Raw genomic sequence first — 11871 nt, forward strand, 5'->3', positions numbered from 1 at the left:
CGACCCACCCCTGGTGGCTCCCCCCGGCTCCCTCAGCGCCGCCGGTGGCAGGTTACGGGTCGCATGCGACCGGATCGCGCCATAGGCGCGAACCGCGGTCCGCTCAACGCGGCCGATGGCAGGTTGTGGACGTCCGGCCTAGCGGCTAGGTCTGGACCCACCTCACCGGTCGGACCCCCAGGGCCTGGGCAACCGTGAAGACGGTCCAGAGCGGGTCGTTGGTGACATGTGCGTATCCGAACCGACGGAAGGTCCATCCCTGCGCCTCGATGAGGTTCTGGCGGGCACGCTCATCGAGGAAGACCTCGGGGTCGAGGCGGCTGTCCATGCCGTCCGTCTCGATGGCGATCCGTTGCTGTGGGTAGGCGAGGTCGAGATAGCGGGGTCCGAACGGGGTCGCCACCGGGTACTGGCGCTCGGGCAGCGGGAGTCCGGCCTCCCGGAGGACCTGGACGAGGAGCGTCTCCAGGTCCGAGTCGGTGGCCCGGACTCCCATCCGTTCCCGGACGAGCCCCCGCAGGACGCGAGTGCCCCTGCGTCTGCGGCACCAGGGTTCGTCCAGATACGAAAGCAGCCTGGACGGGTGCACGCGTCCACGACGCCACAGGCGGTCCAGGGCCAGCTCGACCAGCCGCGGCTCCAGGACCTCCCCGAGCCCGAGCAGCGTCCGCATCGGGGAGCAGACCCGGATCCCGTCCCGGACGCCAGCCTCGACACGCGTGAGGCGGGACGTCCGGTGCACGAGCAGCCCGGACGGCTCCCGGCGCGTCGCCCCCACGACCGTCACCTCGGGCCGGTCGGGAGCCGGGACATCCAGCTCCCACAGCAGCGCCGCCGTGCGATGGGACGCCGCCGCCCGGCTCCCGCACGCGAGGACCGCAGCCGAGGCGTCGCGGCGCAGGGAGGGCGGCACGGTCGCTTCGCACAGGACGCCGCGGTGCAGGCGCACCCACCGCCCGGACGCCAGGCGGCTCTTGATCCCGGCGTCGCTGAACCCCGCCGCACGGGCCTGAGCGCGGGTGAAGGGTCCGTGCTGGGCGCGGGTCGCCACCACGAGGCGCGCGTCAGGTGCCGGCCTCCGTTCCGGCATGCCGCCTCCCCACTCATAGGGGGAAGGCACATGGGAAGGCGCCAAACGTACCCCCCGTCGACGACACGCCCCCGGGGCGACGCGTGCTGGCGAGGGGCTGGCTCCTGCCGTCCGGAACCTGCCATCGGTGGCTCCTTCAGGCGTCCACAGCCCACGGATGGCGGTTCCCGGTCGCATAGGACCCCGTAGATGCCATCGGTGACGCCAGGGGGCGTCGGCGGGGCACGGATGGCGGGTCGTGGTGCCCCGGGCGGCTCCCGGGGGTGGCTCCCGGGCCTCGGTGGGTACGTACGGCGCCATGGCGCGCGAAGCTCGCAGGTTCCGGGAGGCGGAGGCCCGGCTCTGGCGCTCCCTGCGCGTGGAGCCGGTCGACCGCCGGGTGGACCTCCCGCGAATGGGCGTCACCCTGCGCGTGCAGGAGCTCGGCGAGGGTCCACCGGTGGTCTTCGTCCACGGCGCTACGACCTCGGGCGCGAGCTGGGCCCCCCTCGCGGCGCGGCTGTCCGGTTTCAGGCGGATCGTGTTGGACAGGCCCGGGTGCGGGCTGAGCGACCCGCTGCGCGAGCCCCTGGACGCCCGCTCGCTGCCGGGGTTCGGCGAGACCCTGGTGGTGGACGTCCTGGACGCCCTCGGGGTCGGGACCGCCCACGTCGTCGCGTCGTCCTTCGGCGGCTACGTGGCCCTGCGGACCGCGGCCGCCCACCCGGACCGCGTCGGGCGCCTCGTGCTCTTCGGCTGGCCGGCGGGGGTCGGCAGCGGACGGATCCCGGGACACGTCCGCATGACGACCGTCCCTATGCTCGGGCGTCTCCTGTCCGAAGGGCGGCCCACGGAGTCGATGGTGCGCGGGGTGTTCCGCCTGCTCCGGCACCGGGCCAGCCTCGAAGCCGGGCGCATCACCGCGCAGGACCTCGCCGCGTACCGGGCCCTGCTGGGGGACACCCGGACGATGACGAACGAGTTCAAGACCGCCACCGCGCTGATCCGCCCGCTGCGTGGGATGAAGAAGGCGCTGGTCCTCGACGAGGAGCTCCTGGCCCGGGTGAAGGCGCCCACGTACCTGGTGTGGGGCGAGAACGACCCGTTCGGCGGGGAGGAGACGGCGCGCCGCCTCGCCGAGGCGCTCCCGCACGCCGAGCTCGAGATCGTGCCCGGCGGGGGACACGCGCCCTGGTTCGACGACGTCCCCCACGCCGTCCAGGTCACGTCGAGGTGGCTCAGCGGCTGACGACGACCCAGGCGGCCGTCGCCGGCGGGAGCTGCAGCCCGGCTCCCATGCGCACGTCCGGGGCGCTCGCCAGGGCCAGCTCCCCCGTGACGGGCAGCGTGGCCGGCGCATCAGCCGTGTTGAGCGCGACCACGACGCCGCCGCGGCGGAAGGCGAGACATCCGTCCGGGGCCTCGGTCCACTCGAACCCGGCCCCCCCCATGTCCGATAGCGAGCGGCGTGCGCGCAGGGCCTCCCGGTACACGTGCAGGGTCGACCCCTCGTCCATGCGCATGGCCTCGACGCTGCGCTCGCCCCACGCTCCCGGGAAGGGGAGCCATGGATGTCCGGACGTGAACCCGTACCCGGGCGGCTCGGAGGTCCACGGGAGCGGCACCCGGCATCCGTCGCGTCCGGACCGATGTCCCTCCGTGAGGCGCTCGATGGGGTCCTGTCGCGCCTCGGGCGGGACGTCCACCTCTTCCAACCCGAGCTCCTCGCCCTGGTAGAGGAAGGCGACCCCGGGGAGCCCGAGCGCGAAGACGGTGGCGGCCAGGCCGCGTCTGCGTCCGAGCTCGCCTCCCCCGAACCTGGTGACGTGACGGCGCACGTCGTGGTTGGACAGCACCCACGTCGACGGGGAGCCGTGCTCGCTGTAGGCCGCGAAGGTCATGTCGATCGCCTCCCGGTAGCGTTCGGCCTCGAACGGCATCGCGAGCAGCAGGAAGTTGAACGCGAGATGCAGCTCGTCGGGACGCAGGTACAGCGCCACGCGCTCCGGGTCGTAGAGGAAGACCTCGCCGACCGTCACCCGGTCGGGACCGTAGGCGTCGAAGACCCTGCGCCAGGCGCGCCACACGTCGTGGACCTCGGGCTGGTCGAAGCAGTGCGGCTGCTCGAGCGACATGTACGGGGTCCCGAACTGGCGGCGTTCCGGGTCGGGGTTGTCGCGCAGCAGCTCGTCCTTGTACAGCGAGTGGGCCACGTCGATGCGGAACCCGTCGACGCCCCGGTCGAGCCAGAACCGGAGGATCCGCTCGAACTCGGCGTGCACGGCGGGGTTGCGCCAGTTGAGGTCGGGCTGCTCGGGCGCGAACAGGTGCAGGTAGTACTGGCCGGTGGGCTCGTGCAGGGTCCAGGCCGGGCCCCCGAAGACCGACCTCCAGTTGTTCGGCGGTCCGCCGTCGGGAGCCGGGTCGCGGAAGACGAACAGGTCACGCTCGGGTGCGTCCCGCGAGGCGGTCGCGCGCGTGAACCACTCGTGCTCGCTGGACACGTGGTTCGGGACGATGTCCATGATCACCCGCATCCCGCGGTCGTGGCAGTCGGCCAGGAGAGCGTCCAGCTCGTCGAGGGAGCCGAACCGAGGGTCGATATCGGTGTAGTCGGAGACGTCGTACCCGTGGTCGTGGTCGGGGGACGGGTAGACCGGGTTCAGCCAGATCGCGTCCACCCCAAGCCAGGACAGGTGGTCGAGCCTGGACCGCAGCCCGCGCAGGTCCCCCAATCCGTCGCCGTCGGCATCGGAGAAGCTGCGCACGTACACCTGGTAGACGACCGCGTGCTCCCACCACTGGCTCAAAGCTCGGCTCCCTCCCGCACCCAGGCCGGGAAGGCGGCGAGTCCACAACCGACCGTCACCCAGCCGGGGCCGGTCACCGGGTCGAGCCCCCAGAGCGGCTCCCAGCGGCCCTCGGGCACGTAGAGGGTCCGCTCGCCGCCCGGCTCCAGGAGCGGCGCCACGAGGAGGTCGGGTCCGAGCAGGTACTGCAGCTGGGCGTCGCGGGCCGACCGGTCGCCTGGGCAGGCGAGGACCATCGGACGCATCATCGGCGTCCCGACGCGGGAGGCCTCGGCTCCCACGCGCTCCAGGTACGGACGGAGCCGAGCCCGGACACGGCACGCCTCCACGGCAAGCTCCCCGAACGGGGCGGGGTAGGCCCACGGCTCCCGGCGGCCGGTCCCGTGGAAACGCATCAGCGGCGAGAGCGCCCCCCACTGCGTCCAGCGCAGGAAGAGCTCCCCCTCGACATCGGCCTCGAACAGCGTGTGGTCCATCTCGGCGAAGGCGGTCGGGACCCACTCGAACGAGCCCGGCGTCCAGAACCCGCCGACGTCGTGGGCGACGAACGCGAACCCCGAGAGCGAGAGGGACAGGCACGCCCGCAGGGCCGTGACGAGCCCCGTCCAGGTCGAAGGCGTGTCGCCCACCCAGTGACACGGGTACCGGTGGGCGCCGGCCGTCCCGGAGCGGCAGAAGAGCGCCACCTCGTCGGTCCCCAGGGCCTCCCGCAGTGCAGAGTGGGTCGCCTCCTGATAGCGGACCGCGTACTCGTTGCGGAGCTGCCAGCCGGTGCGTCCGTCGGCGAAGACCGCGTCGAGCGGGATCTCCTCGGCGAAGTCGGGCTTGAAGGACGCCACCCCCTCTTCGGCGACGAGACGCGCGACCTGCCGTCTCCACCAGGCGATGGCGTCGTCGTCGGTGAGGTCGATGAGGAAGCGGTCCGGCTTGTCGGGGGTGCGGGCGGGGCTGCCGTCCGGCGACCGCACCAGGTGCCCGGACTCCTCGAGCTCGGTCGCGCGGTCCGAGCCCTCGACCACGTAGGGGTTGTGCCACAGGCTGGTGCGGATGCCGCGCTCGGCCAGCCGGCGCGCCCACCCGTCCGGGAACCGGTCCCGGTCGATCGTCCAGTTGCACGCGAGGTCGGCGATCACGTTCCCCGACACCCATGCGTCCACGTGGACGACGTCCACCGGGCAGCCCGCTCGCTCGTAACCGTCGACCACGGTCTCGATCTCGGCCGCCGAGAGGTAGGAGCAGCGGCTCGTCCATACGCCGTACGCCCACTCGGGCAGCGCCCCCGGGAGCCCGGTGAGCGCGTGGTAGCGCGCCAGGATCTCGGGTGGGCTCCCGGTGAGGATGAACAGGTCCAACTCGTCGTCCGTGCACGAGAAGGCGGCCACCTCCGAGTGGGCCGCGCCCAGGTCGGCCCGCGTCGGGGCGGACGAGTGGACGAAGACCCCCCAACCGGCGTCGGACCAGTAGAAGGGGACGGTCAGGTAGGACACGTCGAGCCCCGAGGCGCCGTGCGTCTCGCAGTTGATCGCGCGTCGGACCCGGCCTCGCAGGTCGGGTCCCTGGTAGCTCTCGCCGCCACCGTAGACGGCGGCGTCCGGGGTCAGCCAGGCCGTCTCGAGCCAACCGGCCGGTCCGTCGGCGGTCCGCAGCCTACCGACCCCGCCCAGCGGGCCCCCGATGAGGGCCAGCTTGGGGGCGCGTCGGAACGCCCCCAACGTCAGGCCCTGCCCGTCCCGCTCCCAGATCGCCTCGACGCCGGGCCCCGAGATCCGCACCCCGTCCCACGACCCGGACAGGGACGCCGGCTCGTCCGGGAGGTCGGCGAGCAGGACGGACGGGGCAGGGTCGTCGAGCCGGTCCCCCACCCGGACCCGCAGCACCCCGGGGACCGGGACGGTCAGTCGCGCCTGGACCTGCTCACCGGAGGCCAGCTCGAGCACGATGCGATCCCCGTCTAGCGCGACCGAGGTGTACGGGTCTATCTCGAGCGTCTCGTCTAGCAGGGGGGACGGCCAGCCGAGGGGGCCGAACGTCCGGACGGGCGAGCGCGCGGCGGCGGGGGAGAGGGCGTCTTCGGGCATGCGTCAGTAGCAGGGGGGCTGGAAGAGCCCGGCGTTGTCGGACGGCCACCCGCCGAGCCTGTACCTGATGCCTTGCTGCGCGAAGCAGGTCGCCCCCGGCATCCCCCAGTTCGATCGCTGGCTGCGGGTGAGCCAGACCAGGGTGCCGTCCTCGACCGCCGAGTGGTCGCCGCCGAAGCCGATCGTCGCCTGCCAGTAGGGAGCCCGACCCGCGTTGGGGTTGGGCCACCGAGCCTGCTGCAGCCCTCGCGCGAAGGTGGTCGGGTTCAGGTTCGGACCGGCGAGCTGGATCCCGGAAGCGAGGACGAGCATGGGGTAGTAGAGGTAGCGAGGCTCGTAGTAGACGTACGGGTTCCCCGATGGGAACCGGTACCCGGGCTCCGCCTCCTTGATGGCCCAGTACCAGGCGGACTGGTCGGGCGCGATCTGCTTGTTCAGCCAGGAGATGCCGAACGAGTTCTCGACCTGGGCCGGGTCCCACGAGCCGGCGTGGGCGTCCTCCGCCTGGTACATGTACGTCCCGATGATCCACTCCGGGTAGTAGCCCTGCTTGCTCGCGTTCGGGTACAGGTACAGCCCCGAGTTCTGCGTGTGGCACGCGCAGATGATCGTGGTCACGTTCTGGCTCTGCATCTGGATCACGACCGTCTGCGCCCGCTGGATCCCCTGGGCGTCTCCCTCGTTGTGGACCATCTCCGCCTCGGTGTCGCGGGTGAAGGTGATCCCGCACCGGGCCAGCGCCCCCTTCAGGTGCGAGAGGTCGGGCACCTGGTTGTTCGACGACTTCGTGTAGACGAGCCCGAACCGCCGCGTCTGCGCGGTGCGCTCCCTCCCCGAAGCGAACTCGGGGGGCCGGTCCTTCAGGGCCTTGCAGATCCATTCGCCCTCGTTGCGCTGCATCACGTCGTGGGTCGGGAGGAACGACCACCGGTAGGGGTGGTGCTTGGCCAGGTCGGCCTCCGTGGACATGGAGGGCCGGGCGTCGACGCTGATGATCCCGCGCCGGGCCAGCTCGTCGTAGTAGATCGACTCCCCGCCCCCCGCGTCGCCGTACATGGTGGACGCGAAGACGCCCTCCGCGTCGGCGGCCTGGGCGGCCGCGACCATCTTCACGGCCTCGTGGTCGCCGCCCTTCTGAACGGCCACCAGCTTGCGTCCGTAGAACTCGTAGCGGGAGTTGAAGTAGGCGAGGAAGTGGTCGAGGTGGCCCTGGTTGGCGGGCACGTTGATCTTGATCTCGTTGCGCGTGACGCCGCGCCACGTCGCGCCTCCGTTGTCCCCCTCCCAGTAGGGGACGCACGGCGGGGACTGCGGGTCCTCCGTCTGGCGGGGCGGGTTGCCGACGCACCGCCTCACCCGCGGCGTGTCGATGAACCGCTGCTCGGCCGGGCCGGGGGTAGGGACGCCCCCCTCGGTGGGCGGGGGGCTGGCGCCCGCGCCGCGTCCACGGCGCGCCGCCTGCTCTTCGGGCGCGTCCTCGATCTGCTCCTGGGCGTTCGGCGCGAACTCGGCGATCGTCGGGGGCGGCGGCTGGCGCGCGATCAAGGCGATCACGCCGAGCACGACGAGCATGACGAGCGTGATCGATCCGTAGACGAAGCCGGGGGTCCGGGGGCGCGCGCGGGTTTGGTCAAGCGCCATAACTATCCCCAGGATACCGGGTCCGCGCCATCCGTCAGCACCGTGACCGAGAGGGGAGCCAGCTCGAGGTCGGCTCCCGCGTGCGCCACCCGCCGGACCTCCCCCGAGGCGTTCGCGAACACCTCGACGCGTTCCGTGTCCGTCTCCCGGGCGAAGCCGAGGACCCCGGCGGCGTCGTCGGCGGTGAGGGTCCGGTAGGCGCCCCGGCGCAGGGCGACCCTGGACCGGCGCAGCTCGATCATCCGGCTCACGTCGTCGAGCAGGGCCCCGTCCTGGTCGTCTCCCCACAGCATCGGGGCGCGAGCGGCGATCGCGATATCGCCCGGACCCGGCTGGGAGACCCCCACCTCCGTCCCGTGGTACAGGACCGGGGGCCCGGGCAGGGTCAGCAGGAGCGCGTGTGCGAGGCGCACGCGTCGCGGGTCGTAGCCGGCGAGGTAGCTGAAGCGGTCCATGTCGTGGTTCTCGAAGAACGTGGTGCCACAGATGCCGGCGGGGAGGCGGTCCCGCGTCCGCAGCGTCGCGTCGAGCCCGGACGCCGACACCGTACCGTCCCCCGCGAACCCCCGCAGGCCGTAGCAGGTGTGGAAGTCGAGGTAGCTGTCCAGGCGCCCGCGGTAGCGCAGGCAGTGCTCGAGGGTCCGGGCGTCCTCCGCGACCGTGAACGCGTCCGCTCTCGTCTCCCTCACCGCGCGTCCGAAGTCGGTCCAGAAGTCGAGCGACGCGGCGTGCGCCGAGTCGAGCCGGTACCCGTCGAACCCGAGCTCGAGCCACCACCGCGTCGCCTCCAGCAGGTGCGACCGCAGCCCCGGGTCGGCGTGGTCGAGCGCGGCGAATGTCGGGTTGCCGAACCAGCCCACCGGCCTGCCGTCGTCGTTCCACAGGAACCACTCGGGGTGCTCGGTTAGCGCAGGGTGGTCGATGCCCAGGTAGGAGAACTCGGCGTCCAGGATGAGACGCATGCCCCGGGCGTGAGCTTCGTGGCAGAGGGTCCGGACGTCGTCGACCGACCCGAGGCGGGGGTCCACCCCGAACAGCTCGACCGCGTCGTACGGAACGTGCATGTGCCCCGGGGTCAGCGGCGACACCCACACGACGTCCGCCCCGAGACCCGCGAGGTGGTCGAGGCGTTGGGTGAGCCCGGCGATGGTGCCCCCGGCGAAACCCAGGAACCCCACCTGCTCGAGCGGACGGACCGGGCCGGCGAACCGGTCGACGATCACGTGGTAGATGACCGCGTCGATCGCCCATCCTGGAACCGTGGGTTCCCGCACCTCGTAGGAGAAGCCGGCGCGCGCCGGACGCAGGAACGGGGTGTCCGGGGTGACGTGGGCGAAGTCGGGGGCCGCGTCGGTCACCCGTCCGCCGCCGTCCAGCTCGACGCGGTAGCGGACGACCGTGCCCTCGGGTCGGCCCGGCAGCTCCGCCTCCCACAGGTCGGCCCCGGCCCCGCGCAGCCGCACCGGCGGGCCGTCCTCGGCGACGACGGCGCCCCCGTCGATCGCGCCGCGGACCCGCACCACGCACGGCTCCCCGGGTCGCGGGGGGTTGGGCTCGATCTCGTATCGGTGACGCACGCCGGTCGTCTCGTCGTTCTCCAACGCCGCCCGCAGCCCCTCGTGGTCGGCGGGCGGACGCCCCTGCGCCACGGCGGCGGCGGCCGCCACCGCCTGCGACAGGTCGACGGTCACGTCGGCCCCCCGCACGCGCCGGACGGGGAACCCGTCGGCCACGACGACCACGTCGCGCTCCGGACCCGTCACCCGCATGCGGCGGTCCACCACGGAGACGCTCGTCCCGTCGGGGAGGGTCCGGTGCACCGCCCGCCCCGTGGCCAGGTGGATCTCGAGCGCGTCCGGCTCCGGGCCCGTGGCCCAAACGACCGTCCCCTCGCGCTGGAAGGCGACGGCCGGGGGCCAGGCCGCGAAGCGCCACCCGTGACCGAGGTGCCGGCGGGGGTAGGGCACCTCGGCCGAGCCCGGACCCGTCACCCGGGTGTGGTGCCCGAACCCCGCCCACCTGCCGGCCGGGAGCTGCACGGGGTCCCCGGGGGACCCGTCCACGATCAGCAGGTCTCCCACGAGGAGGCCGCCGGGCACCGCGCGCAGCGCGAGCCGGTCCTGCGCCCAGTCCAGGTAGTCTCCGAGGATCGGGAACCGATCCCGGACCGCCCCCGCCGAGAGTTGGGTGTCCATCCGTAACCAACTATGACGATCGCCTTCACCCACCGGGGGATCTCGGTCGACGGCGTGGAGCGGACATGGCTCTCCGCCGAGGCGCACGCCTGGCGGCTCGAGCCGGACGTCTGGCCCCGCGTCCTCGACGCGGTCGCCGCGAACGGCTTCGGGTTCGTCTCCACCTACGTGCCCTGGGCCCGGCACGAACGGGAGCCGGGGAGGTTCGACTTCACCGGGAGGCTGGACCTGCGCCGCTTCTGCGAGCTCGCCCACGAGCGAGGGTTGGGGGTGATGGTGAGGCCGGGTCCGGACGCGGCCTCTGAGATCACCGACTCGGGGTGGCCGGTGAGGATCCTGGACGACCCGCGCTTCCAGGCCAGGCGTCCGGACGGCCGTCCGTACGTGCTGCCCACGGCCACCTGGCACGTCCATCCCCCCTCGTACGCATCGCGCGCATTCCTCGAGGAGGTCGCCCGGTGGTACGACGCCTTCTGCGAGCAGGTCGCCCCGCTCCAGCACCCCGACGGACCGGTCGTCGCCTGCCAGGTCGACAACGAGCTCGGCTACCACTTCCAGCCGCACGCCTTCGCGATGGACTACCACCCCGACGCGGTAGAGGACTGGCGAGGTTGGGTCGAGAGGCGCTACGACGGACGGCCTCCCTACGACGTGACGGACCCGCCGCGTGACGCGGCCGACGGGACGGAGCTCTCGCGTCTGGACTGGGTGAGCTGGCGGGAGCACCACCTGCGCGACGCGCTCGGGAAGCTGGCCGGGATGCTGCGGGAGCGGGGGATGACCGTCCCGCTCGTCCACAACGACTACCCACGCCTCACCACACCGCAGGACCTCGGCGCCCTCGAGCGGTCCGGCGCCGTCGACGTGGCGGCGGCGGACATCTACGCCACCCGGCACGGTGGACGCTACGTGCGCGACCTGGCCCGCCACATGTCCGGGTCCACCCGGCTCCCGTTCCTCATCGAGCTGGGAGCCGGCTGGCTGACCCTGCCCTGGCTGCTCCCGCTGGGCGTGGACGAGCGCGACGAGCGCATCATCGGGCTGCGGGCCGTCTACTCCGGCGTCCGGGCCGCGAACGTCTACATGGCCGTCGAGCGCGACCGGTGGTACGGGAGCCCCATCTCGCGGCACGGGGAGGAGCGCCCGAAGGTTCGGTGGTACGGAGAGCTCGCCGGACACCTGGACCGGCTGCGTGGGCTGCGTCGCCACGCGCCCGTCCTCCTGCTCGAGAACCGCACCGAGTCGCGGCGCGTCGCGGCCCGGGCGACGCTGGGCGATCTCGTGCCGGCCTTCAGCCAGGTGCTCCCGCTCGACCGGCGCCTGTTCGAGCTCGACCACCCCGACACCCGCGCCTTCCAGCGTTGGGAGACGGGGCTGGCGGCGGCGTGCGACGCGGTTGGCGTCGACTGCGACCGGGCTTCCACGAGCTCCATGCCCGACCTGACCCGGTACCGGACGGTCCTCGTGCCGATGCTCGACGCCTTCGATCCCGAGGTTTGGGAGGCGCTGCGCGCGGCGGCCGCCCAAGGGGTGCGCGTCGGGGTCGGACCGCGGCTCCCTCGGATCGACGACCGTCTCGAGCCGCACGCCTTCGAGCACAGGGGGATCACGCTGCTCGGCCAGCCGTCGGACGCGGAGGCCCTGCTCCCCGCCCCCCCGTACGCGCGGGAGCCCACCTGCGTCGACCTGCACGTGTGGGAGGGCGACGACCGCACCGTGCTGGCCGCGTTCAACTCGTCGGACGACCCCGTGGCCGCGACCGTGCGCGGGGACGGCGGCACGTGGCGGTTCCGGATCGATGCCTGGGACGCCCAGGTCTGGGAGGTCCGGTCTTGATCGCGCCCGACGTCGAGATCGTCGACCTCGACCCGGAGGGTTTCGCCCGCCTCAGCCGCATGGCGACCGGGCGGGTGTACGGGTCCGGACGGGAGCTGCACGTCCTGCACGAAGCGGGCGAGGTGGTCACGGTGGTCGACACCTCGGCGGGGGTCGTCACCGACCGTTACCGGCGCCGACCGTTGGGCGAGCCGGACGCGATCCGCCGGGAGGCCGAGGTGGACCGGGTCGTGCTCGTGGAC

At 72.8% G+C, this 11871-nt stretch carries 8 protein-coding genes; 3 read left to right on the forward strand and 5 right to left on the reverse strand.

Features of this window, described 5'->3' with window-relative positions; genetic code table 11:
- Window positions 1–145: 145 nt before the first annotated feature.
- Window positions 146–1090 (reverse strand): type IV toxin-antitoxin system AbiEi family antitoxin domain-containing protein, encoded by a 945-nt coding sequence (locus VM840_02610; GenBank protein HVL80467.1) that lies wholly within the window; start codon window positions 1088–1090, stop codon window positions 146–148.
- A gap of 298 nt (window positions 1091–1388) precedes the next feature.
- On the opposite strand from VM840_02610, the gene VM840_02615 reads away from it, so the two are divergent.
- Window positions 1389–2318: an alpha/beta hydrolase gene (locus tag VM840_02615; GenBank protein ID HVL80468.1), complete on the forward strand. Its 930-nt coding sequence runs from the start codon at window positions 1389–1391 to the stop codon at window positions 2316–2318.
- Here VM840_02615 and VM840_02620 read toward each other — a convergent pair.
- The 4 genes from VM840_02620 to VM840_02635 are packed head-to-tail and all read right to left on the reverse strand — an operon-like array spanning window position 2308 to window position 9793.
- A complete protein-coding gene (locus VM840_02620) occupies window positions 2308–3879 on the reverse strand; it encodes a glycoside hydrolase family 13 protein (GenBank protein HVL80469.1) in 1572 nt (523 codons plus the stop codon). The two genes, VM840_02615 and VM840_02620, sit on opposite strands and share 11 nt — an antisense overlap.
- Window positions 3876–5957 (reverse strand): TIM-barrel domain-containing protein, encoded by a 2082-nt coding sequence (locus VM840_02625; GenBank protein ID HVL80470.1) that lies wholly within the window; start codon window positions 5955–5957, stop codon window positions 3876–3878. Before VM840_02625 ends, VM840_02620 begins: the two co-directional genes overlap by 4 nt.
- Window positions 5958–5960: 3 nt before the next feature.
- The gene (locus VM840_02630) at window positions 5961–7598 is read right to left on the reverse strand and encodes a hypothetical protein (protein ID HVL80471.1); all 1638 of its coding nucleotides are present in this window, start codon (window positions 7596–7598) and stop codon (window positions 5961–5963) included.
- A 2-nt stretch (window positions 7599–7600) separates the two neighbouring features.
- Window positions 7601–9793 carry an alpha-amylase family glycosyl hydrolase gene (locus VM840_02635; protein ID HVL80472.1) on the reverse strand — a complete coding sequence of 731 codons (2193 nt, stop codon included), beginning with the start codon at window positions 9791–9793 and terminating at the stop codon, window positions 7601–7603.
- 12 nt (window positions 9794–9805) lie between these two features.
- On the opposite strand from VM840_02635, the gene VM840_02640 reads away from it, so the two are divergent.
- Window positions 9806–11629 carry a beta-galactosidase gene (locus VM840_02640; GenBank protein HVL80473.1) on the forward strand — a complete coding sequence of 608 codons (1824 nt, stop codon included), beginning with the start codon at window positions 9806–9808 and terminating at the stop codon, window positions 11627–11629.
- Window positions 11626–11871: hypothetical protein (locus VM840_02645; protein ID HVL80474.1), on the forward strand; the 246-nt coding region annotated here is incomplete at its 3' end. The genes VM840_02640 and VM840_02645, both read left to right, overlap by 4 nt.

The sequence above is a fragment of the Actinomycetota bacterium genome (genome assembly GCA_035540895.1).
Lineage (GTDB): Bacteria > Actinomycetota > JAICYB01 > JAICYB01 > JAICYB01 > DATLFR01.

Excerpts from the sequence above, each read along its gene's own strand:
- VM840_02630 (HVL80471.1), bottom strand. The coding sequence starts at position 7,598 with ATGGCGCTTGACCAAACCCGCGCGCGCCCCCGGACCCCCGGCTTCGTC.
- VM840_02640 (HVL80473.1), top strand. The coding sequence starts at position 9,806 with ATGACGATCGCCTTCACCCACCGGGGGATCTCGGTCGACGGCGTGGAG.
- VM840_02625 (HVL80470.1), bottom strand. The coding sequence starts at position 5,957 with ATGCCCGAAGACGCCCTCTCCCCCGCCGCCGCGCGCTCGCCCGTCCGG.
- VM840_02610 (HVL80467.1), bottom strand. The coding sequence starts at position 1,090 with ATGCCGGAACGGAGGCCGGCACCTGACGCGCGCCTCGTGGTGGCGACC.
- VM840_02635 (HVL80472.1), bottom strand. The coding sequence starts at position 9,793 with ATGGACACCCAACTCTCGGCGGGGGCGGTCCGGGATCGGTTCCCGATC.
- VM840_02615 (HVL80468.1), top strand. The coding sequence starts at position 1,389 with ATGGCGCGCGAAGCTCGCAGGTTCCGGGAGGCGGAGGCCCGGCTCTGG.